Annotated in this window: 24 protein-coding genes; 20 read left to right on the top strand and 4 right to left on the bottom strand. The window is 50.2% G+C overall.

Going from position 1 to position 22,518, the window contains the following annotated elements; translation table 11 throughout:
- Positions 1 to 585: 585 nt before the first annotated feature.
- From BUB68_RS03615 to nadC, 10 genes are all read left to right on the top strand, one after another.
- On the top strand, positions 586 to 1,443 hold the full coding sequence (locus tag BUB68_RS03615; protein WP_073088433.1) for a GHMP family kinase ATP-binding protein: 858 nt from the start codon (positions 586 to 588) through the stop codon (positions 1,441 to 1,443).
- Positions 1,440 to 2,828, top strand: a complete 1,389-nt coding sequence (locus BUB68_RS03610; protein WP_073088432.1) for a cobyrinic acid a,c-diamide synthase CobB — start codon at positions 1,440 to 1,442, stop codon at positions 2,826 to 2,828. Before BUB68_RS03615 ends, BUB68_RS03610 begins: the two co-directional genes overlap by 4 nt.
- Positions 2,815 to 3,885: a threonine-phosphate decarboxylase CobD gene (gene cobD / locus BUB68_RS03605; RefSeq protein ID WP_073088431.1), complete on the top strand. Its 1,071-nt coding sequence runs from the start codon at positions 2,815 to 2,817 to the stop codon at positions 3,883 to 3,885. The genes BUB68_RS03610 and cobD overlap by 14 nt, the downstream gene beginning before the upstream one ends.
- Positions 3,882 to 4,514: a histidine phosphatase family protein gene (locus BUB68_RS03600; RefSeq protein ID WP_073088430.1), complete on the top strand. Its 633-nt coding sequence runs from the start codon at positions 3,882 to 3,884 to the stop codon at positions 4,512 to 4,514. The genes cobD and BUB68_RS03600 overlap by 4 nt, the downstream gene beginning before the upstream one ends.
- Positions 4,514 to 5,446 (top strand): NAD-dependent epimerase/dehydratase family protein, encoded by a 933-nt coding sequence (locus BUB68_RS03595; protein ID WP_073088429.1) that lies wholly within the window; start codon positions 4,514 to 4,516, stop codon positions 5,444 to 5,446. The genes BUB68_RS03600 and BUB68_RS03595 overlap by 1 nt, the downstream gene beginning before the upstream one ends.
- A 195-nt stretch (positions 5,447 to 5,641) precedes the next feature.
- The gene (gene rplM / locus BUB68_RS03590; protein WP_014425018.1) at positions 5,642 to 6,082 is read left to right on the top strand and encodes a 50S ribosomal protein L13; all 441 of its coding nucleotides are present in this window, start codon (positions 5,642 to 5,644) and stop codon (positions 6,080 to 6,082) included.
- Positions 6,083 to 6,102: 20 nt separating this feature from the next.
- Complete coding sequence (rpsI, locus tag BUB68_RS03585) at positions 6,103 to 6,495, top strand: 30S ribosomal protein S9 (RefSeq protein WP_073088428.1); 393 nt, start codon at positions 6,103 to 6,105, stop codon at positions 6,493 to 6,495.
- A 217-nt stretch (positions 6,496 to 6,712) separates the two neighbouring features.
- Positions 6,713 to 7,642 (top strand): quinolinate synthase NadA, encoded by a 930-nt coding sequence (gene nadA, locus BUB68_RS03580; RefSeq protein WP_081371840.1) that lies wholly within the window; start codon positions 6,713 to 6,715, stop codon positions 7,640 to 7,642.
- Positions 7,627 to 9,270, top strand: a complete 1,644-nt coding sequence (locus tag BUB68_RS03575; RefSeq protein WP_073088426.1) for an L-aspartate oxidase — start codon at positions 7,627 to 7,629, stop codon at positions 9,268 to 9,270. The genes nadA and BUB68_RS03575 overlap by 16 nt, the downstream gene beginning before the upstream one ends.
- Positions 9,271 to 9,295: 25 nt before the next feature.
- On the top strand, positions 9,296 to 10,135 hold the full coding sequence (gene nadC, locus BUB68_RS03570) for a carboxylating nicotinate-nucleotide diphosphorylase (protein ID WP_073088425.1): 840 nt from the start codon (positions 9,296 to 9,298) through the stop codon (positions 10,133 to 10,135).
- Between the two features lie 51 nt (positions 10,136 to 10,186).
- On the opposite strand, the gene BUB68_RS03565 is transcribed toward nadC, so the two are convergent.
- Positions 10,187 to 10,393 carry a hypothetical protein gene (locus BUB68_RS03565; RefSeq protein ID WP_014425013.1) on the bottom strand — a complete coding sequence of 69 codons (207 nt, stop codon included), beginning with the start codon at positions 10,391 to 10,393 and terminating at the stop codon, positions 10,187 to 10,189.
- A 238-nt stretch (positions 10,394 to 10,631) separates the two neighbouring features.
- On the opposite strand from BUB68_RS03565, the gene BUB68_RS03560 reads away from it, so the two are divergent.
- The 3 genes from BUB68_RS03560 (at position 10,632) to BUB68_RS03550 (ending at position 12,481) form a co-directional block, all read left to right on the top strand.
- Complete coding sequence (locus BUB68_RS03560) at positions 10,632 to 11,339, top strand: hypothetical protein (RefSeq protein WP_081371839.1); 708 nt, start codon at positions 10,632 to 10,634, stop codon at positions 11,337 to 11,339.
- A gap of 190 nt (positions 11,340 to 11,529) precedes the next feature.
- The gene (locus BUB68_RS03555) at positions 11,530 to 12,132 is read left to right on the top strand and encodes a phosphoribosylanthranilate isomerase (RefSeq protein WP_073088423.1); all 603 of its coding nucleotides are present in this window, start codon (positions 11,530 to 11,532) and stop codon (positions 12,130 to 12,132) included.
- A gap of 79 nt (positions 12,133 to 12,211) precedes the next feature.
- Entirely contained in the window at positions 12,212 to 12,481 is a 270-nt protein-coding gene (locus BUB68_RS03550; RefSeq protein ID WP_256625723.1) for a hypothetical protein, read from the top strand.
- 45 nt (positions 12,482 to 12,526) lie between these two features.
- Here the strand turns inward: BUB68_RS03550 and BUB68_RS03545 are convergent, their stop codons facing one another.
- On the bottom strand, positions 12,527 to 13,372 hold the full coding sequence (locus tag BUB68_RS03545; protein ID WP_073088422.1) for a polysaccharide deacetylase family protein: 846 nt from the start codon (positions 13,370 to 13,372) through the stop codon (positions 12,527 to 12,529).
- A 103-nt stretch (positions 13,373 to 13,475) separates the two neighbouring features.
- Positions 13,476 to 14,153: a C40 family peptidase gene (locus BUB68_RS03540; protein WP_081371838.1), complete on the bottom strand. Its 678-nt coding sequence runs from the start codon at positions 14,151 to 14,153 to the stop codon at positions 13,476 to 13,478.
- Between the two features lie 190 nt (positions 14,154 to 14,343).
- Here BUB68_RS03540 and BUB68_RS03535 point away from each other — a divergent pair, with 190 nt between their 5' ends.
- The 4 genes from BUB68_RS03535 to rpoN all read left to right on the top strand — a co-directional run bounded on the left by BUB68_RS03535 (position 14,344) and on the right by rpoN (position 19,534).
- On the top strand, positions 14,344 to 14,721 hold the full coding sequence (locus tag BUB68_RS03535) for a hypothetical protein (protein WP_143188072.1): 378 nt from the start codon (positions 14,344 to 14,346) through the stop codon (positions 14,719 to 14,721).
- A 128-nt stretch (positions 14,722 to 14,849) separates the two neighbouring features.
- Positions 14,850 to 16,757, top strand: a complete 1,908-nt coding sequence (locus BUB68_RS03530) for an ABC-F family ATP-binding cassette domain-containing protein (RefSeq protein WP_073088420.1) — start codon at positions 14,850 to 14,852, stop codon at positions 16,755 to 16,757.
- Between the two features lie 92 nt (positions 16,758 to 16,849).
- Entirely contained in the window at positions 16,850 to 18,139 is a 1,290-nt protein-coding gene (locus BUB68_RS03525; RefSeq protein WP_073088419.1) for a hexokinase family protein, read from the top strand.
- Between the two features lie 30 nt (positions 18,140 to 18,169).
- On the top strand, positions 18,170 to 19,534 hold the full coding sequence (gene rpoN, locus BUB68_RS03520) for an RNA polymerase factor sigma-54 (protein ID WP_073088418.1): 1,365 nt from the start codon (positions 18,170 to 18,172) through the stop codon (positions 19,532 to 19,534).
- Positions 19,535 to 19,645: 111 nt separating this feature from the next.
- Here rpoN and BUB68_RS15200 read toward each other — a convergent pair whose 3' ends face one another.
- Positions 19,646 to 19,798: a hypothetical protein gene (locus tag BUB68_RS15200; RefSeq protein WP_014424725.1), complete on the bottom strand. Its 153-nt coding sequence runs from the start codon at positions 19,796 to 19,798 to the stop codon at positions 19,646 to 19,648.
- A 236-nt stretch (positions 19,799 to 20,034) separates the two neighbouring features.
- Between BUB68_RS15200 and BUB68_RS03515 the strand changes: the two genes are divergently transcribed.
- The 3 genes from BUB68_RS03515 (at position 20,035) to BUB68_RS03505 (ending at position 22,502) form a co-directional block, all read left to right on the top strand.
- Positions 20,035 to 20,673, top strand: coding sequence for an amino acid ABC transporter permease (locus BUB68_RS03515; protein WP_073088417.1), 639 nt, complete (start codon positions 20,035 to 20,037; stop codon positions 20,671 to 20,673).
- On the top strand, positions 20,660 to 21,436 hold the full coding sequence (locus BUB68_RS03510; protein ID WP_073088416.1) for an amino acid ABC transporter ATP-binding protein: 777 nt from the start codon (positions 20,660 to 20,662) through the stop codon (positions 21,434 to 21,436). The genes BUB68_RS03515 and BUB68_RS03510 overlap by 14 nt, the downstream gene beginning before the upstream one ends.
- Before the next feature lie 106 nt (positions 21,437 to 21,542).
- Positions 21,543 to 22,502, top strand: a complete 960-nt coding sequence (locus tag BUB68_RS03505; RefSeq protein ID WP_256625718.1) for a polyprenyl synthetase family protein — start codon at positions 21,543 to 21,545, stop codon at positions 22,500 to 22,502.
- Positions 22,503 to 22,518: the final 16 nt, after the last annotated feature.

Here is a 22,518-nt window from a genome sequence, read left to right as displayed (position 1 = left end):
AATCCGCCAGAAGTCCTCCACATCTTAGGTGGGGGATGAAGGTGGGGCTGGCGAATTTACGTAAGTAATTGAGCCAGACAATTGCTCCGTAGATAGTTATGCGGTATAATCTTGGTAACGAATATCGAAAATCTTCTAAGAAAGGAGAAGACCTGCGAAATTGCGTTACGCAGCTGAAACGCGAAAACCAAGCAGTAAGCTGCCAGCAGGTATAACTAGGTGCGTGTACCATCTACCGCGCGAAAGTGGTAACATGATTAGGTGGTCAGTGCTAAGTCAAAAGGCCGACAAGTACACAACTACCGTAGGGACTACGGGAAGTTACGCCTGTGGAGAGTGTGTAAGACGAATATATTCCTCGGAATATATCGCAGTTCTCGACGAATCAGGAAGCTCACGCATCTATAGGCGGGAGTAGTTCACTTCCGTGCGAAGGAGTCTGACAGACTCCTTCGTTTTATTTTGTCTTTGTGGTTGCGACAGATGATAAGCAGGTTAGCAAATTGCCTTGTATGTGTTCGTTTTTTCGGTTACAATGTAAAGGTATATTGTAAACTGTGATGTGGAAAGTGATGTTGGATTTCTATGAGATTAATGGTGCGTGTTCCTGGTTCTTGTGGAGAATTGATACAGGGTGTTGCTCACGGGGAGCCTTTTTTAGGGACCTGCCCCATCGATCGATATACCACCGTGCAGGTGAGTGATGAATTCTCGGGGCAATGGGGACTAGGGGAAAAATCCCGGCAGGCCTTTGCTTTGGCGCTGTCCCGACTGGGAAGGGAGACTTTTCCTTATGGAATGCGATTGCAGTCGGAACTTCCCCAAGGAAAGGGAATGGCGTCATCCAGTGCGGATATTGCCGCTGTAGTAGTGTCCGTTATGGAGGCTTTGCATGAGTCTTGGTCACTGGATCTGGTTATGGAAATTGCTACGCAGATTGAGCCTACGGATGGGGTGTTTTGTCCTGGGCTGGTGCTCATGAATCATATAAGTGGTCGAGTGCTGACACGGTTTGCGAGCGTGCCGGCACTTCGTGCTGCGATTTTTGATGTGGGTGGAACTGTGGATACGTGTGCTTTCCATCAAGAAAAAAAGCTCGTTTCAGGCAGAGCCGGTATGGAAGAGATGTTGCAGGCTTTTTGTCAGGCTGTGGATCAGGGGCAGGCAGAGCAAGTGGCAAGATTGGCAACTCAAAGTGCCTTTTATAATCAGGCAGTATTGTACAAAGAGGAACTCGAAGTGCTTTGGCAATTAGGCCGGGCACATGGTGCCTGGGGCATCAATGCCGCGCATAGTGGCACGGTTTTTGGCATGTGGTGGGATTCTGCCATAGATGAAAAAAAAATCCGTTTGCAGGCAGAACGGATTGCTCAAGCAGCAGGTGTGGAATTCCTGGGATTGGCGCAATTGCGTTCTGGCGGTGTGGAGGTTGACAGAGTATGAGGAATATACCAAGGATTGTTATCGCAGCAACACAGTCGGGAGCAGGCAAAACAACCATTGTAACGGGAATCTTGGCAGCGTTGAGAAAACGGGGCTTGAAAGTTCAGTCATTTAAAGTGGGGCCGGATTATATCGATCCTGGCTATCATGCACTGGCCAGTGGACGTCCGGCACATAATCTGGACAGCTGGCTGACACCTGCGGAAATCCTGCCTGGAATCTTAGCAACGGAAGCTGCTGATGCGGACATCGCTGTCATTGAAGGGGTTATGGGGCTTTATGATGGTGGGCGGAATGGTATCAGTTCTACGGCAGAGATTGCCAAAATCCTCAAGGCCCCCGTGCTGCTGGTATTGGATGTAAAATCCATGGGCGCTTCAGCGGCAGCTATTGCGCAAGGTTTTCGGGACTATGATAGATCTGTGGATGTTGCTGGTGTGATTCTGAATCGGTTAGGTTCGGATACGCATGAGGTGATGATCCGGGAGGCCATGACAGGGATTGGGATGCCTGTATATGGTGCTTTACGCCGAAATGACGATTTACGTATGCCAGAACGCCATTTGGGGCTGGTGCCTGTGGAGGAAAATCAGGAACTGGAAATGATTGACCATATGGAACAGACTGTGGCAAAGCAGGTTGATTTGGAGGATTTGATGCTGCTGGCCCGCAGCGCAAGACCTTTGACGATTGTTCCGTATGGCAAAAAAACAAACTGTGGGAATTGCCGCATTGGCGTGGCTCGTGACGAGGCGTTTTCGTTCTATTATCCTGCCAGTATCAAGGTGCTCGAACAATTGGGGGCGGAAATTGTTCCTTTCAGTCCATTGCATGATGAAAAGATCCCTGCCGTAGATGGCCTATTTATTGGTGGCGGCTTTCCAGAAATGTTTGCCGCACAGTTGTCAGCCAATGGTGCTATGCGTAATGGACTTGCCCAGGCAGTCAAGGCAGGAATGCCTGTTTTGGCCGAATGCGGGGGGTATATGTATATGATGGAAGCTCTACAGGATTTTCAGGGTCATGTGTATCCGATGGCAGGTGTTTTTTCTGGGACGGCAATGATGACGGAAAAATTGCAGATGGTAGGTTATGTAGAGGCAGAGCTGTTGCGTGATTCGCTTTTGGGAAAAGCAGGTTCTAAGGTCAAAGGCCACGAATTTCATTTTTCCAAAGAGAGTGCGCCTGTAGAGGAAGGCGAAGCACCGATGATGTTCCGGAAACTAAGGAACAATAGCCAATATCCGGCCGGGCAGCAGGTGAATAATGCTATGGGCAGCTACTTGCATCTGCATTTTGCCGGTTGTCTGGCAGCGGCAGGATCCTTTGTTCGCAAATGTGTTTCTTATGGAAAGATGCAGGAGGGAACGGATGGAAAAATTTGAACACGGTGGCAATATCTATGCAGAGGCTCCTGCAGGCGGCAGGTGGCTGGATTTCTCTGCCAATATCAATCCGTTGGGATTAGCGCCGGAGGTGGCGCAGGTTATTCGGGAAAATATTGCCAGTATTATTCATTATCCGGATCCAGAGGCCAGAGATTTGAAGGCTGCGTTAAGTGAACACTATCATTTGCCTAAGGAACAGTTGTTGTTGGGAAATGGCGCGGCAGAACTTTTTTATCTGCTGCTGCATATGACACGCCCCAGGCGGGTGGGATTGCCAGTGCCATCATTTGGCGAATATCAGCGGGCGGCAGAATCTGTGGGGGCGGAAATACACTTTTCGCACCTGCGGTCAGTGGATGATTTTCAGCCAGAGATAGGCACATGGGAAAAGGACTTTGAAAATGCAGACTGTATTTTCATCGGTAATCCCAATAATCCAACAGGGACACTGATGAATCGTGGACAACTGGAAAAATACCTGTCTTTATTGGACGCACGGAAAGTCTGGACTGTGGTGGATGAATCCTTTTTGGATTTTTTGCCGGATGAAGAAGCCTATAGTGTCAGAAGTTTGACAGATAGATTCAGGCATTTATTCGTTGTCCGCTCTTTGACAAAGTTTTATGCTATGCCAGGATTGCGCTTGGGATTTGCCAGTGCGCATCCAGATCTGGTTCAGTGTCTGGAGCGGGGCAAGGATGTCTGGAATGTCAACAGCCTTGCTCAGAAGGCAGGAGTTGCGGCTTTAGGGTTAAAGGAGTATCATAAAAACAGCCGTGAGTTTGTGCAGAGAGAAAAAAGCTGGCTTTATGAGCATTTGCGTGCTGTCAGGGGGCTGGAACCCATCGAACCCAGTGTGAATTTCATCATGGTGGATATATCACATACTGGTCGTACCAGCGGTGAACTCACAGCCCGGATGCGCAAACAAGGTGTGTTGGTGCGGGATTGTGCCAATTATACGGGGCTGGAGGGCCAGCAGTATATCCGCGTGGCCGTGCGCAGCCATGCGGAGAATGAACAGATGCTCAAAGTATTGGAGGCAGTGATTTGACAAAGGTTATTTTTGTCCGTCATGGTCAGACGGAATGGAATGTTACGGGACGTTATCAGGGCCAGTCGGATGTGCATCTGACCGAGGAAGGGAAAATGCAGGCCCGGAAATTGGCAGAGAATTTCCCTGTGCGGGATATTGATGCGATTTATGCCAGCGACCTGAACCGGGCTATGGTGACGGCTGAGACAATCGCCGCCAGGTTTGGCTTGCCGGTACAGGCTGAGCCTGCCTTTCGGGAATTGAGTTTCGGTGAATGGGAAGGGCTGACCTATCCGCAGATCGTGGAAAAATGGGAAGACGCTATGGCAAACTTCATCCAGCATCCGGACATCCTGGAGATTCCCGGTGGGGAAACATTTCCGGCCGTGCAGGAACGGGCCATGGCAAGGCTCAATGAACTGATTCGCAAACATGATGGGCAGACAATCGTAGTAGTGGCCCATGGTGCCGTACTCCGCACCATATTGACGGCGGCTCTCCATATGCCGTTGCAATATCTTTGGAGCATCCGCCAGTTCAATACGGCGGTGAATATTGTGTGTTATGATACAGAGGCCAATCCGATAGTGGAGTTATTGAACAGCACAGCTCATCTGGGACATGAGGTGCAGCGGGGGATTATATAATGAAAGTTTTGGTAACGGGTGGCGCCGGATTCATCGGCTCTCATTTAGTAAGACAGCTGTTGGCCGCAGGCCATGAAGCAACGGTGCTGGATAATGTCAGCACTGGCAGCTGGCAGCACCTGCCTGCGGGCAGGGATACTTGTAACTGCTGGGAGGCGGATATGCGGGATAAGCATGTCCGTGAAAAGATTGAACAGGGCAGGTTCGATATCATTGTTCATCTGGCAGGTCAATCCATGGTAGATATCTCCATCAAAGATCCGGAATTCGATGCGTCCGAAAACATCATGGGGACGGTAAATATTCTGGAAGCAGCCCGTCATAGTGGTGTGAAGCGGGTAATCTTTGCTTCTACGGCGGCGGCTTATGGTGATGTTACCGAGGATAGGCTGCCAATTCGCGAGAGTGAAAAACTGGCCCCCATGTCTTTTTATGGATTGACCAAGGTGACGGTGGAAAAATACCTGAAGCTTTATCATGACTTGTATGGCCTGGATTATGTGGCCTTGCGTTTTGCTAATGTCTATGGCGAACGTCAGGGCGATACCGGTGAAGGCGGCGTGATCAGCATCTTTGCCAAGCGCATTGCCAAAGGGCAGGATATCACGGTCTTTGGCGATGGCAGGCAGACACGTGACTTCATCTATGCCGGGGACATCGCTGCCGGCATCATCGCGGCCATGATCACGGGCAAGGCCAATACAGTCTACAACCTCAGCACTCAGACGGAAACCAGCCTGCTGGAGCTGATTGAACTGATGGGCAAAGCCGCGGGCAGGACTGTAGAGCCGAAGTTTGCTGCCCCCCGGGAAGGGGATATCAACCGTTCGGTTCTCTGTCATGAGGCAGCTGTGCAGAATCTGGACTGGCAGCCGCAGATGGATCTGGCGGAAGGCCTGTCCCGAACCATCTCCTATTTCAAGGGCTGCTGATGCCCACTTTGCTCTGACAATCAAACCGTAAAAAAATTCTGCGCAAAATCAAAAAAAGTCCTTGACTTGCCGCTCGATTTTGTGTAGAATTTTTTTATGTGATGTTACGGGCATGGCATCCATTAGCCCCGGAAGCCAGTCACGAGAGTATCACATATCGAATATTTATTTGAACTTATTAGGGGGGAAACACGCATGAAGACAACGTTTATGGCAAATGCATCCAACGTTGAGCGTAAATGGTATGTTGTAGACGCTGAAGGGCAGACTGTCGGCCGTCTCGCAGCTGAAGTTGCTAAAGTTCTTCGCGGTAAAAATAAACCGACCTTTACTCCGCACGTTGATACGGGTGATTATGTCATCGTCATCAATGCAGAGAAGGTTAAATTTACGGGTAAGAAGCTTACGGATAAGACGTACTTCCGTCATTCCGGTTATCAGGGTGGCACGACGTTCACGTCCGCTGGCCTGATGCTCGAAAAGTTCCCGGAACGCGTTATTGAGCACGCTGTAAAAGGCATGCTGCCGCATAACCGTCTCGGTGCTCAGATGTACCGCAAGCTCAGCGTTTACGCTGGCAGCGAGCATCCGCATGCAGCTCAGAAGCCGGAAAAGCTCGAGCTGAACATTCGCTAATCTGGAGGAGGAACATATAAATGGCACAAGTAAGCTATTACGGCACTGGCCGCAGAAAGTCTTCCGTTGCCCGTGTTCGTCTGGTTCCAGGCGAAGGCAAAGTTACGATCAACGGTCGTAGCATGGAAGAATATTTTGGTCTGAAGACTCTCGAACTCATCGTTCGTCAGCCTCTGAACCTTACGGAAACTGTTGACAAGTATGACGTTATCGCTAACGTAGCTGGTGGTGGCGTATCTGGTCAGGCAGGCGCAATCCGTCACGGTATCACCCGTGCGCTCATGGAGATGGACGCTGAACTCCGTCCGGCTCTGAAAAAAGCTGGTTTCGTTACGCGTGACCCGCGTGAAAAAGAACGTCGTAAGTACGGTCTCAAGAAAGCCCGCAAGGCTTCCCAGTTCTCCAAGCGTTAATTTCATTATCGTTGGGTACAAGCCCGTCAGCATCTTGCTGGCGGGTTTTTTGCTATGGAATCTTAGTCAGTCAGGCCGCGACGCTCTGTGAAGCAGAGCAAGTCCCTTTTTGTATATTTTTTCATTTTACTTGCCAGATGTTTTAATTGAGTTTATAATAGCATTGTCTACTGTCATGACAGTAGTCGATGCTATTACTTTTTATGGGGAGTTATGTATGGAAGATATCATTGAAGAAATCATGCGGCTGAAAAAGGAGCGCAAAGCGATTATCCTGGCGCATGTCTATCAGCCAGAGGAGATTCAGGAGATTGCGGACTTCAGCGGGGATTCTTTTGGCCTGTCCCAGAAGGCAGCAGCTACGGATGCAGAAGTTATCGTGTTCTGTGGCGTGCGCTTTATGGCAGAGACGGCCAATATCCTGTCACCGGATAAGGTCACGCTGCTGCCCGCTGTGGATGCTGGCTGCCAGATGTTCACCGATGCCATTACCGGAGAGGTGCGCAAGGCCAGGGCGGAACATCCGGATGCATTGATTGTTTCTTATGTCAATACGCCGGCTTCTGTCAAAGCAATGAGTGATATCTGTTGTACGTCTTCCAATGCTGCTGCGGTTGTGGCTTCCTTGCCGCGGGATAAAGAAGTCATTTTTGTACCCGATGCTAATTTGGGAGCATGGGCAGAGGAACAATGCGGCCGCAAGCTGTTGAAATGGCAGGGAGGCTGCCCTATTCATGGCAATCTTACCGTGGAGGAAATCCAGGCGGCCAAGGCAAGGTATCCGCAGGCACTGGTGTTGATGCATCCGGAGTGCCGGGCTGAACTTTGTGCGCTGGCCGATTATGTGGGTAGCACCAGCGGCATCATCAAATTTGCTGAAACAAATCCCGCTGATGAGTTTATCATTGCCACCGAGGAAGGTGTCATGTATGAACTGACGGAACGCTGCCCGCAGAAGAAGTTCCATCTTGCTTCCCGTCGGCTGTTATGCGTGAATATGAAGAAAACGACATTGGAGAAAGTGCGGGATGCCCTTCTGACCATGGAGCCACAGGTAGTGGTACCCGAGGATATCCGCCTGAAATCTGTAGCTGCCTTGGAACGGATGCTGGCAATAAAGGGGGAAACGTCATGCAACGTTATTTGATGAATTTTGATACGCGCCGGATGGAAAATCGTCAGGAAGAATGTCTGGTGATTGGCAGTGGTGTGGCCGGTCTTACTGCAGCCTGCCAGTTGGCACGTCATGGCCATCATGTGTTACTGGTGGTGCGGGATACCTTGCAGGACAGTAATACCAGCAAAGCCCAGGGAGGCATTGCGGCATCCTTGGGAAAAGATGACAATCCACAGCTTCATCTGGCAGATACATTGGTGGCGGGAGCCGGGCTCAGCAATGAATCCGTCTCACGCATGGTGGTGACAGAAGGGCTGGCAGATATTCGCTGGCTGGCGGCAAATGGAGCTGAATTCGATTGCTATGCAGATGGCACGCTTTCTTTGGGGAGAGAGGGCTGCCATAGCCGCAACCGCATTGTCCATAGTCATGGGGACGCCACCGGGGCAGAGGTAGCCCGGGCACTGAATGAGATGGTGGCCAGGGAGAAGAACATCCGCACCATGGAGGGCTGTTATGTGGTGGATCTGTTGGTGCATCAGGGACGTTGTTATGGAGCAACGGCGCTCTGGCATGGAAAAAAAATCTGCCTGCGGGCAAGGCATACCGTGCTGGCAACTGGCGGTTTGGGACGCCTGTTCCAGCATACCACCAATCCGGATGGGGCTACGGGCAGTGGTATGGCCATGGCAGCCCGGGCGGGGGCGGAACTTGCCGATATGGAATTCGTGCAGTTCCATCCCACGGCGCTGGCACTTGCAGGCTGTCCGAACTTCCTGATATCCGAAGCCGTGCGCGGAGCTGGTGCATACCTGCTGAACAGTGAGGGCAAGCGGTTTATGCCGGAATGTCATCCTATGGCGGAACTGGCGCCGCGTGATGTGGTGGCACGCTGCATTTTCCGGGAAATGACCAAAGCTGAAGTCAGCCATATCTGGCTGGATGCCCGGCATATCGAGAATGTGGCGGAGAAGTTCCCGATGATTGCGGCAACCTGCCGGGAGTATGGCGTGGATATTGCCAAGGATCTGATTCCGATTGCACCGGCAGCCCATTACATGATGGGGGGCGTGCATACGGATATCTGGGGACGCACGAACATTGAAGCACTCTATGCCTGTGGCGAAGTGGCCTGCACTGGTTTGCAGGGGGCAAACCGGCTGGCCAGCAACAGCTTGTTGGAAGGCTTGGTCTTTGGCCGTCGGGTGGCAACAATCATTGGCAAGACGAGACTGCCGCAGGCGGAAGCAGGGCTTTTCTGGCGGGAGGAAAAGTTGGCGGAGGAAAGCCATGCCGGTATGATGGCAGACCGGAAGGCGAGCCAGCAAATCCTGAGCCGCTATTTGGGAATTGTCCGTGAAGCCGGGGAGATGGCAGTAGGGGAAGAAAAGTTGCGTGAGCTGGCGGCCAGGTATGAAGGCTGCAGTGCCGCGTCTGCTGCAGAACTGGATCTGCGGGCTGGGCTTATCTGCGGTGATCTGATCTTCCGTGGAGCACAGCGCCGTCAGGAGAGCCGCGGAGCGCATTATCGTTCGGATTATCCCGATAAGGATGAATCCCTGCGCCAGCATTTTGGGGATCGGCGTAAAGTTTATGATGAAGCAGAGCGATTCGGGGATGAGAATATTGCCGCTGCGGCAGTGCTGGGGATGGCTTGATTAAAAAGGGAAGGATGTCAGATTCATGAATATATTAGGTTTGGATGAAAAGATAAAAGGCTGGCTGCAGGAAGATGTGGGCAGCGGCGATATCACAACCTTGGCTACGGTGCCGACCGCGGCCACGACACATGCGATTATCCATGCCAAGGATACGGGAATCCTGGCTGGTGTGGATGTAGCAGAGCGGGTGTTTGCCCTGCTTGATCCTGATATCAAGTTCAACAAGGTACTGGAAGATGGTGCTGAACTCACCCCGACTTCCGTGATTGCGACGTTGGATGGTTCAGCACAGGCCATCCTGACCGGTGAGCGGCTGGCCTTGAACCTGTTGCAGCATCTGTCCGGTGTGGCCACCCGTACGCACAAACTGGCCGTTATTGCCGCGCCCTATGGGGCAAAGCTCGTGGACACCCGCAAGACAACGCCGGGCCTGCGGTTGCTGGATAAGTATGCGGTGAAAGTCGGTGGCGGTGCCAACCATCGTCTGGGCCTTTATGATGCCATCCTGATCAAGGACAATCATATCCAGGTAGCTGGCGGTATCACGGCGGCTTTGGAGCGGGCCAGGAGCTATGCTTCCCATATGACGAAGATTGAGATTGAGGTGGAAGACCTGGCTGGTGTTGAGGAAGCGCTGGCTGGCAAGGCAGATGTGATCATGCTGGACAATATGGCACCGGAGATGATGGCTGAAGCCGTGCGCCTGATCGACCATCGGGCAGTTGTGGAAGCCTCCGGCGGCATTGATGAGACGACCCTGGCTGCTGCGGCGAAAAGCGGTGTGGATGTGATATCCGTTGGAGCGCTGACACATAGTGTCAAGGCATTGGATATCAGCATGGATATCGGTGAAATAAAATAAGACATGAAAACAGCCTCCCGCAGGAATAGCGGGAGGCTGTCTTGTCATGCCTTATTTCTTCAGAGCTTCTTTGAGAATGCCAGTCAGGGCTTTCTGGGAAATGCGCATCATGTCGCCGAGCAACGCATTGTAAAGGTCGCCGCCATCGCAAACACCACGGCCATTTTCCGTAATGAAGAACTTCTTGGGATGTTCTTCAGCCTGATAAGCCTCGTTGAGTTTATCCTGCACGAGTTTCTCGATTTCCTGTTCTGTCATCGAATCCACCTCTTTCCATAATTATCACACAATATATTATACGACATTATGGTAAAATTATCCTGCTTTTTCTTTAAATAAAATAAAAAATATTTATACCTGCAATGCTTCAGTTTTTTTTCAGCAAAATTTTACGAAAAATTAATAGTAATCTAAGGCAACTATAAGAATAATGTTTTATATTATAACCATAGCAGATGAAAACAAACAATAGGAATTCCGAATGGAGGTAAATATTATGCGTAAGAATAAGAAAATGTTAGCAGGTATCATGGCTGGTGTCCTGATGGCAGGAACGGGCTTTGGCATGTTGGGGGCGCAGGCACAGGCTGCAGATAAGAATGTACAGAATGGCCAGCCCTGCCCGCCGCCCATGATGAAAGGCCATCGTGGCGGACAACCGCCGATGATGCGAATGAGTGCAGACGACATGGCCAAGCAGATCAACAAGACCTTTGGTGTGAGCGAGAAAGAAGTCAAAGCTGCTATAGAGGAAAAGAAAGATTTCCGTGATATCGGTCAGGCTGCCATGCTGGCAAAGATCAGTGGCAAATCCTTTGCAGATGTATTGTCCATGAAGACGGAGGCTAAGCAATGGCCGCAGGTAGAACAGGAACTGGGCATTACCCGGGAACAGATCCATGTTCAGATGAATGAACTGACGGCTGAACGCATGGCAGAACATGGCGATGTGGATAAGGATACGGCGCTGAAACTCATGAACAATGGTTATCGTCCGCATGATATCGGCATGGCTGCCAAGCTGGCCAAACTCAGTGGTAAGGATATCCAGTCTGTACTGGATATGAAAAAAATCAACAACCGTTGGGGTGATGTAGCTCAGCAATTAGGTGTCGACCAATCCCAGCTCCGTCCGGAACGTCCGATGGGCGATGGCCCTCAGGGCGGGCCTCCGGCAGAAATGAATGAAGAAGTGGAAAAATAAAGATTGTATTTGCTCTGTCTTATCAGCCGATGTGAATCGGCTGATTTTTTATATGGAAAATGTACATGATTTTTAAGCATGATTTGTACTTTTGTATTGACAATGAGGACAAAAGAATGTAACATAATAGTCGTTAATGGAGGAAAGTGATAAAATTTGTTACGATAAAGTGGTTAAAAGGGGAAAAAATATGAGAGCGAAAATTTGCGGTATCAAGGATTTATTTGCTGCCAAAGTGGCTGAGGAAGCGGGAGCAGATTTTATTGGTTTTGTGTTTTACGAACCCAGCCACCGTTATATCAATCCGGAACGCGCTGCTGTCATTCGGCAGCAGATCAAAGAATCCCGCTGCGTGGGGGTTTTTGTGGATGAAGATCTGTCCAGGGTGAATGAGATTGCCGAACAGGTGGGGCTCGATTATGTGCAGCTGCACGGTCATGAACCGGCAAGCTATGCTAAGCAGGTGGTATGTCCTGTTATCAAGGCTTTTCGCTATGATGAAAATTTTTCTGTGGCAGAAGCGAATGATTATCCCGCAGAGATGATTCTTCTGGATACTCCGCATCCGCTGCTTCCTGGAGGCACTGGGGAGCGTTTTGACTGGCGGCGGGCGGCTGATGACATTGTGCAGATCCATAAGTCCGTGTTGGTCGCTGGCGGGATCAATAGGGAAAATGTGAAGCAGGTAAATAAGCTTTTGCACCCATATGCTGTAGACGTATCCAGTGGTTTGGAAGAAAACAAAGAAAAGTCTCTGGAAAAGATCCGGGCTTTTTTGCGACGAATAAAATAACAGATTTAGAGGACATTGTATACTTCATGACGAATTTTAGTAACATCGGGAAATGGTTTTGTTGGAAAGGAGGAACATCATGATCGTGACCGATAATGAAACGGTAAGTGCTGCAGAAGATTTGATTCGCCGTCATAAAGGAGATCGACCTGAGAAGCCACGCAGCTACCATGAAATAAGTGCTCGTTATGGGCAGGCTATACAGCAATATCGGATTCTTATGCAGGCTGATGTGGATAACCGGGAGCAGCGAGTGATGCTCTATGCGGAGATTAAGACGTTAGGATGGTGCATGGGCCGAGAAGAGGCGAAGATTGTCAAGGAAATCAATCTGGGAATGCCCTCATGAGTTCGGGGGTCATGCAAAAAGGGAGCCGCGATTTGCGGCTCCCTTTTATGGTGTAGGAATGAATCTGGCCAGGAATGTATGGTCGTTGGCCAATAAATCTCTGTTCAGTTTAGCTAATGGGGCAAATATAGGTGTGTACTGCAGGCGCAGCTTAAAACGCAGCAAAGTATGATTGGTACAACCGAAAATAGGAACCCGATCCAGAATGTAATGGTTTTCACCTTTATCAGCAAGTCCATAGTTGACGGTGAAGGCTCCCTGATAGCCGGCTTTCTTCACCAATTGCTGCAACTCATTGTCATAGGAGCCGCAAGGATATGCGAGGAATTTGATTTCCTTGCCCAAATGCCATTCCAAGGCCTTTTTAGAACCGGCGAGCTGATTCCATGTTTCTTCCGGACTGGTACTGTCCAGCTGCTCATGGGAAAGTGTATGGCTTTCAAAATCAATCAGGCCACTGTCCTGCATTTCATTGATTTGTGTCCAGGTCAGATAGTTCGGATACGTGCTGACGTAATCTGAGATGAGGAATATGGTTCCCTTGAGCTGGTATTTCTGCAGAATGGGGAATGCGTTGCGGTAATTATCGGCATACCCATCATCAAAGGTGATGATGACCGGTTTTTCCGGCAGGGGCGTATCATTATCCCAGGCATCAATCATTTCCTGAGGTGTGATTACGTGGTAGCCGTTATCGACCAGATACTTCATTTGTGCTTCGAATTGATCGGTGTGAACCGTCAGGGCATTTTCATCCCGGTCATTGATCTGGTGATAATTGAGCACGGGAACAGAAGTAGCTGCACCATGCAAAATGTAGGAACAGATAGCGATGCACGCTAATATAGCGGCCAGACCTGTAAGAGCCAGCCGTTTAAACCATGTTGTCATAGCAAGACACATCCTTTGATTTATTGCATATGGACTACTATATAACAACGTCATGTTCCTGTCAAATAGAAAAAGCCCTCCGCAAGGGAGGACTCAGAGGAAATCAGCCAATCACGCGACAGGCTCCTACATAGTGAGATACACGATAGTCACGATAAAGAGAATCATAAGCGATCATTCCCTCACCGCTGGAGGCATGGATCATACGGCCGTCGCCGACATAGATGCCTACATGGGAAATGTTCACATAGTCACTGGCGAAAAAAACTAGATCGCCAGGCTGCAATTCAGATTTTGCGACAGGCCGTCCGGCGGTGATCTGGATATCAGCTGTGCGTGGCAGATGAATGCCTCGTTGGGCAAATACGTACTGCACGAAACCGGAGCAGTCAAAACCGTTAGGTGAACTGCCACCCCAAACGTAGGGGACACCCAGGAACTGCTGGGCCAGGTGGATGATACCATTGCCATCGGCGAAGTAAGATTTGTGTTCGATATTGGGCAGAGAGCGATGCAGGAGCACCTGATAAGAATGCACACCTACTTCACCATCTACTTCGAGATTATTGTCTTTTTGGAAATCTGCTACAGCTGCTTTTGTGGCCGGGCCATAATCACCATCCACTGGTACATCATAACCACGGCTGGCCAAGGCCTGTTGTATCTCGCTGACTTCATGGCCGGTGTCGCCGAGGTGGAAGCTGGCGGCTTCTGCGAAATTTACGGAACCTAAAAAAAATGTTGCCGCTACAAGCAGGCAACCGGGTTTTGCCAAACGCAAGTAAAAAACCTCCCTTAAACTTGTAGACACAAAACTAGAATGATTATAGCATATTAGTAGCTGGGAGGTCAACCTGGTACTAATCTCTTACCGGGAAAGAATTTGACAAAACTAAAGAGAACGGTTACAGTATTATAAAAGGATTAGATTTTGATGAGAGATTTCTTAGAAGCTGCTGGTGGTGAAATTGATGGGACAACGGATGAGCAATGGCGAAAAGTATCTGACTTTGCTGGTCATCCTCGTTTTGCTGTTGGTGTCATTTTGTCTGATTGGTATTGTATGTGAGTCGGATGGTGATTACGCGCTGGAGCCGCGTCCTGTGATGACGGCAGCGAATGGTGGCAGCAGCGATACAGAAGGCCCGCGGATTGTGGGAGGCTTTGTACCGGAACGTTACGATGGGGAGGAGCCCCGACGTGATGGTTTGATGTTCCTCAGTTGGAATTTCATCAATGCCCTGTTTGCGATCATCATTGTCTTTGAACTGGTAGTTTTTCCTCTATTGTTCTGGTTATGGTTCGGTAAGCGGCAATCCGTGGGGGAACAAATGAATAAACATGTTTGACCGGCCAATGATGGCCGGTTTTTTGGTCGTTTCGAAAATGAAAGAAATTTGTTCCTCATTAGGTACTAGGAAAATAGAGGTAAAAACGCTATAATAAGAAGGAATGTTTACAGATAGGACGATAGTTTATGATAATCACCATCGAAAATTTTACCAAGAGTTATGGCGAGAAGGTCTTGTTCTCGGGCATTGACTTCAGCATGGAGGCCGGGGATAAGGTGGGGATTGTCGGTGTCAATGGTACCGGCAAATCCACCTTCCTGAAGGCGGTGGCTGGCCTGATTCCCGTGGATGATGGAACGATGACCACCATGCGGGGGCTGCAGCTGGAATATCTGGCGCAGGATAAGGCTTTTGCTCCGGAAAATACCGTGCTGATGGAAGTCTTTCGTGGGCTTTCCCCGCTGATGCAGGCTTTGCGCGGGTATGAGCTGGCTATGGCAAAGGCGGCGGATAATCCTGATGATAAGGCTTTGCAGCAGGAAATCATGCGTTATACTGCCGTGATTGATGAGAATGACGGTTGGCAGATTGAAAGTTCTGCCAAGACCGTGCTCACCAAACTGGGCATCAATGACTTCACTGCTCCGGTGGGCAGCCTTTCCGGTGGGCAGCAGAAGCGTCTGGCTCTGGCCACGGCTTTGATTCAGCCCTGTGACCTGTTGATCCTTGACGAGCCTACCAACCATCTGGACAGTGAGACCATTGCCTGGCTGGAAGAGTATCTGCGGGGGCTCAAGGGTGCACTTTTGATGGTGACACATGACCGGTATTTCCTCGATAATACCGCCAATAAGATATTGGAGCTTGACCAGGGTTCTGCCTATACCTATACGGGCAATTATTCGGAGTTCCTGGAGCAGAAGGCGGCGCGGCTGGAGCGCCTGCAGGCCACCGAGGCCAAGCGGCAGAATTTCCTGCGCAACGAGCTCAAATGGCTGCGCCGCGGCGCGCAGGCCCGCTCGACCAAGCAGAAAGCCCGCATCCAGCGCTATGAGGAGGTCAAGAGCCAGAGTGTCAATATCAGCAATGACACGGTGGAAATCGGTTTGGCAGGCAGCCGCCTTGGTCGTACGGTTATTGAGCTCGACCATGTGCACTACGAGGTAGATGGTCGCACCATTGTGCAGGACTTTACCTATACGGTGCTGCGCAATGACCGGGTGGCCATCTTAGGGGCCAATGGCACCGGCAAGACCACCTTGCTCAATATCATCGCGGGGCTTCAGCAGCCGACTTCCGGTACCGTGACCATTGGCCAGACGGTCAAAATCGGTTACTTTGCCCAGCAGGCCCGGGAGATGGACGAGCGTCTGCGGGCCATTGAATACGTGCAGGAGGCCGCTCATTATATCACGCTGGCAGATGGCACACGGATTTCGGCTTCCCAGCTGATGGAACGCTTCCTGTTCCCGGGGGATTTGCAGTGGACGCCCATTGCCCGCCTTTCCGGCGGCGAGAAGCGGCGGCTTTATCTGTTGCGGGTGCTGATGGAGGAACCGAATGTCCTGTTGTTGGACGAACCGACCAATGATCTGGATCTGGAGACCATGGCCGTGCTGGAAAGTTTCATCGACGATTTTCAGGGCGCAATCATCTTCGTATCTCATGACCGCTTCTTCGTGGACAGGCTGGCCGACAAGGTTTTTGCCTATGAGGCGGGCGGAAAGCTGCGGATGTATACCGGCGGGTATTCCTATTACAAGGAAAAGCTGGCTGAGGAACAGGCTGGAGCAGAGCCGGCACCCAAAAGTGAAAAGACAGCTGAGGACAGACCGAAAGCTGCCCGCAATGACCATGAGCCAGTTGCCAAGCGGCGTTTTACCTTCAAGGAGCAGAAGGAATATGCAGAGATTGAGGGTATCATCGCCAGCAAGGAAGGGGAACTCAAGGTGGTGCAGCTGCAGATGGCTGAAAATGCCACCAACTTCGGCAAGCTGAGTGAACTGGCCAGGGAAGAAACACGGCTGAACGCTGAACTCGAACAGTTGATGGAGCGTTGGGAATATCTCGAGGCCATCGCCGAAGAACAATAAGCCCTTCCACTGGGGGAAGGATGCAGCCGGCAGGCTGATGGATGAGGTTTCAAGCATTATTTTGCTTAATATACAAAAAAGGGGAAAAGAAAATGGCATTCAACAAGGAACAATTTGCAAATCTGATTGGGGAATTCACGGTCAGCACCGAACAGCTGCGGGAAATCGCTGCTGATTTCCGCTATGACCTGCGTCTGGGGCTCAAAGATCCGGAACAGTCCTCCCTGCGCATGCTCAAATCCTATGTGGGCCTGCCCACGGGCAAGGAAACCGGTGAATATCTGGCCTTGGATTTCGGTGGCACGAACCTGCGTGTCCTGCGCATCAAACTTTTAGGGGAAGGTAAGTTTGAAGTGCTCAAGAAAGTAGCCAAACCGCTGAAGGTGGAAGGCGTCTATGATTTCATCGGTGCAGACTCTACCGCTGAAGAGATGTTTGATTTCATCGCAGAACTCGTGGATGAAGCCGTGGAAGGCGACCATACGACGAAGTATCTCTTAGGTCATACGTTCTCTTTCCCGTCCGAGCAGACTGACCTTTACAATGCCAAATTGATTATCTGGACGAAGGAATTCGCTACGCCGGGGGTTGAGGGCAAGGTGGTCAATGACCTGCTCAAGGAAGCGTTGCACCGTCAGGGCATTGACAATGTGGAACCGACGGCTGTCATCAATGATACGGTAGCGGTGCTGCTGGCTGCTGCCTACAAGCAGCCGGATATCTACATCGGTTCTATCTATGCGACGGGACATAATACCTGCTATCTTGAACCATACGCCGACAGCGCGGATGCACCCATGATCCTGAATCTGGAATCCGGCGGCTTCATGAAGCTCGTGCCCAGCCGTCTGGACATCGAATTTGACAAGGCCTCCGAAAAACCGGGTGAACAGCGCCTGGAAAAAATGGTATCCGGCCGTTATATGGGTGAGCTCTTCGGCATGGCCCTTGCTGAACTCCTGGATGAGAAGGGCAAGAACTACGGTTTTACCAGCATCGATATGAGCAATATCATCCTGGATGAAACCGCTGATAAGGCTGAAGTCGTGAAAATCGTGGCCGATAAGACGGGCAAGACCATTGAAACGGCTGATGCTGAAATGGTTCGCGACCTGGCCAGTGCATTGGTTGTCCGTTCGGCCCGTCTCGTTACGGCATCCTTTGTGGGTATCATCTGGCAGCTGGCTGGTGAAGGCAAGGCACCCAAGCAGCATATTGCTGTGGATGGTTCTGTCTACGAAAAGATGCCGCTGGCCAAGGAAAATATCATGCGTGCGCTGTCTGAGCTTCTGGGCGAAGAAGCCAGCGTTGTGGACACCGTGCTGGAAAATGGCGGCAGTGGTTTAGGCGCAGCTATTGCAGCAGCAATGTCTCAGAAATAAGTAACATCAAAGTAATGAAGGAGCATCTCCATGCAGCAGGAACAATCCCTAAATATGAACCTCTCGCAGCATCTGGCCATGACCATGAAGCTGCAGCAGGCGATTCAGATCTTGCAGTTATCCGCGCAGGATCTGAAAAATGAAATTGAAAAAGAATATTTGGAAAATCCTGCGCTGGAGATGGAATATGGTGATGGCGCCGAAGAAAATCAGGGCGAACTCTTCCGGGCGGATAACCTCTCCGCTTTGGCTGATTATCTGGGCGATGACAGCAATGACTTCAGCGGCGGATTCAGCGAGCGGGAACATGTCTTTGAATCAGCAGCGCCTGTAAGCACCACGCTGGAAAATGAGTTATTGGAACAGGCTGAATTCGCCTTTGATGATGAGGAAGAACTGGCCATTGCTACCTTTATCATCGGTTCCATTGATGATTGGGGTTATCTGACGCTGCCCCTGGAAGATATTGCCAGGACCATGGCGGCAGAGCCTGCACAGGTTGAGCAGGTGCTGACCGTGGTGCAGGGCTTTGAACCGGTGGGCGTCGGTGCCCGGAATCTAAGCGAATGCCTGCGCCTGCAGGCACAGAAGCTGGGCATCTATGATGGTCTGGTAGCCGCTTTGATTGACAAGCATCTGACGGATGTGGCCGATGCCCGCATCAAAGAGATTGCCGCAGCGGAAGGCTGCAAGCCTGCTGAAGTGCAGATGGCTGTAGATATCCTGCGCAAGCTCAATCCCAAACCTGGCAGTGTCTATGGTGGCGAAGCAGCCAATTATATCACGCCGGATGTATTGGTCCAGAAAACGCCTACAGGTTATCAGGTAAGTCTTAACGACACCTATATCCCCAAACTCAGGATTGCCCCCTTATACAAGGAGGCGGCAGATTTTGACAAGGATACCCAGAGATATATCAGCAAACGCCTGAGTGCTGCTTCCTGGCTGATCAACAGCATTGAGCAGCGCCGCAGTACCATCAAGAAAGTGGTGGAGGAAATCATCCGCGTGCAGCGTGATTTCCTGGAGGAAGGCCGGGCCAGCCTCCGCCCCCTGACGATGGGGGATGTGGCCGAGGCCATCGGCGTACATGAGTCAACGGTCAGCCGTGCGGTAGCCAACAAATATGTGGAACTGCCCAACGGCATCATGGCTTTGCGGAAATTCTTCACCGCCAGCCTCAAAAAGGGCAGCAGCGGAGAGGACTTCATCGCCAGTCAGGCCAAGGCCGCTATCGAAGCGCTGATCAAGGGGGAAAATCCCCAGAAGCCTTTGAGCGACCAAAAGCTTTGTGAACTGTTGAAAGCAAAAAATATGGAACTGTCCCGCCGCACGGTGATGAAGTACCGTGAACAATTGGGATATCCATCTTCCGTAAAACGCAAGCGCTACTGATTGAGTCCTGCTATTTTCGCTGAAGCGCTTTAGGGAGAGAAAGGCATAAAAATTGACCGGTCAGAATCTGACCGGTCAATTTTTTGCTTCGATATATTAATGGAATCCAGATTAGTTCTTGTCGCAGCTATCAGCTTTGGCCAGTTTGGCGCAAGCGGCAGCAATACGGTCGATGAAATCATATTCCATGGAAGTAGCTTCAAAAGCTTCCTGAAATTCACGGCTGCCCAGTTTCTGATCGAGAATCTTTTCGCAATCACGCATGAGTAAAGTACACCTCCCAAAACTTAATGGTACATCTTAGTACCTGCTAACAGAAACTTATTATAGCAGGTAAAATCATTTTTGCAAGTAATTTTTCAAAGTATTTACCATAAAAATTTTTTATAGCGAATAGAGGGAAACTATGTTTTTGCTGACAGGAATTTCCTTTACAGTTCTGACGTTCTTGTGTATAATCTAATGTATTAATACTTTACGACACTAAAGGAGAAAGCTACATGGAAAAACTTTGGGACACGTTCCTGCTGATGCTGGATGGTTCAGAAATAACGTTAGAAATATTTTTTGTTACCTTGATACTGGCTTTACCCTTGGGGATGCTGGCAGCTTTGGGCCGCTTGTCCACCTTCAAGCTGGTGAGCCGGCTGGTGGAATTCTATATCTGGATCATGCGGGGAACACCGCTCATGCTGCAGTTGCTGTTTGTCTACTTTGCCCTGCCGATGATTGGCATCCGCCTGCCGGACATTGCTGCGGCATTATTGGCGTTTACGCTTAATTATGCCGCTTACTTTGCTGAGATTTTCCGCGCGGGGATTCAGGCTGTGCCCAAAGGGCAGTATGAGGCTGCTAAGACGTTGGGGATGAGCTATCCGCAGACGATGCGCCGTATCATCCTGCCGCAGGTTATCCGTATCGTACTGCCGCCTGTGAGCAATGAGACCATCAATTTGGTCAAGGATACATCGCTGGTCTACATCCTGGCCATGAATGATCTGCTGCGTGTAGCCCGTACCATTGTGCAGCGGGAATTTGATATGACACCATTCCTGTTTGCGGCAATCTTTTACTTGGTGATGACCTTTGTCCTGACCTGGGGCTTTAAGAAATTGGAGGCATATTATGGCAAATACTAACCAAGGCGAAGTCATGCTGAAAATGACAGATATTCATAAGTCCTATGATCAGTTGGATGTTTTGAAGGGCATCGATCTGGAAGTGCGCCGGGGAGAAGTCCTGGCTATTATCGGGCCTTCAGGCTCAGGGAAAAGCACGTTGCTCCGTTGTATCAATAAACTGGAAACTATCGACAAGGGCAGTATTGCCATCAAGGACAGGTTTCTGGTGCAGACCAAAGATGGAGAGGCGCGGTATGCTAATGGCAAAGAAGAACGGGAAATCCTGGCCAGCACAGGTATGGTGTTTCAGCAGTTCAATCTTTTCCCGCATATGACCGTTCTGGAAAATCTGTTGGAGGCGCCTATGCAGGTGAAGGGATTGAAACGCAGTGAGGTGGAACCTTATGCTCGTGAGCTGCTGGATAAGGTAGGTCTGTCTGATCGGGCGGATTATTATCCTTCCCAGCTCTCTGGTGGTCAGCAGCAGCGGGTGGCTATCGCCAGAGCATTGTGCATGAAGCCGGATATCATGCTCTTTGATGAGCCGACTTCAGCGCTTGATCCGGAACTTACCGGAGAAGTGTTGAAGACCATGCGGGAATTGGCAGCGGAACATATGACCATGGTGGTGGTAACACATGAAATGGCTTTTGCCCGGGAGGCAGCCAGCCATGTCATCTTTATGGCTGAGGGCAACATCGTGGAACAGGGTGAGCCGGAGGTGTTCTTTGCAGCACCGAAGGAAGAGCGGACAAAGGCGTTTTTGCAGAATATGCTCTAAACAATAAATATAGGCAATGACAAATGCGTAGAAATGTAGTACAATTAAAGAATGCGTGTAACGGCATAAAGACTATGTTTTGTAGGTGATAAATGTGTCAAACCCCATGTTTGATGTAATACAGAGTGATTTGGAATTACTGAATGAAGGACTGATCGGGGCAGTTTCTTCATCAGTGGAGTTGGTAAATGAGGTAGGAACCCATTTGGTGACGGCAGGAGGCAAGAGGATCCGTCCTGCACTTTGCCTTTTGTCAGCACGAGGCGGTCAGGATTTTTCGCTGGAGAAGATATTGCCATTAGCAGAGGCTCTGGAACTGATTCACACGGCTTCATTGGTACATGATGATGTGATTGACGAAGCTGGTACCCGGCGGGGCGAACCTACGGCAAATGCCAAATGGGATAATCAGATTGCTATTTTAGGCGGGGATTATATTTTTGCCAAGGCCTTTATGTTGATTGCCGAAGGCGGTTATGGTGATTATGTGTCCAAGCGGCTGGCTGAGCTGGTTTGCAATCTGAGCGTTGGTGAGATCATTCAGGATCATACGATTTATCAGGCTGTGATGGATCTGGATAATTATTATAATCGCATCCAGAAAAAAACAGCGGACTTTTTGGAAATCTGCTGTGAACTAGGTGGATTGGTTGGCGGCTTGTCTAAAGTGGATACGGAAAAACTGGCTGAATATGGTCACTGCATTGGTATGGCCTTTCAGATCACGGATGATGTATTGGATATCATGCAGACATCTGAGCAGATCGGTAAGCCGGCAGGCAATGATATCCGCCAGGGGATTGTGACCTTGCCGGTAATCCATGCATTGAATGTCAGTCCGGATGCTGGAGAACTGGCGGATATTGTCACGAATCCGGAGATGACCAGTCAGATGGTCAATCGTGCTTTGAATATCGTGCGGGCAACAGATGGTGTAGAGGTAGCTAAGGCTAAGGCCGATGAATATTTGGATCGGGCACGTAGCATAATACCGGATTCTTTGCCCACGGATATCCGGGAAGCATTTGTGCAGGTAGCTGATTTTATCGGCAATCGGGATTTTTGACAATTGCGATGAGGAG

Origin of the sequence: Pseudoselenomonas ruminantium (assembly GCF_900142515.1) — a bacterium.
Classification (GTDB): domain Bacteria; phylum Bacillota; class Negativicutes; order Selenomonadales; family Selenomonadaceae; genus Selenomonas_A; species Selenomonas_A ruminantium_D.
Note: the sequence above shows the minus strand (reverse complement) of the source record. Positions and strands in the feature narration are given on the sequence as shown.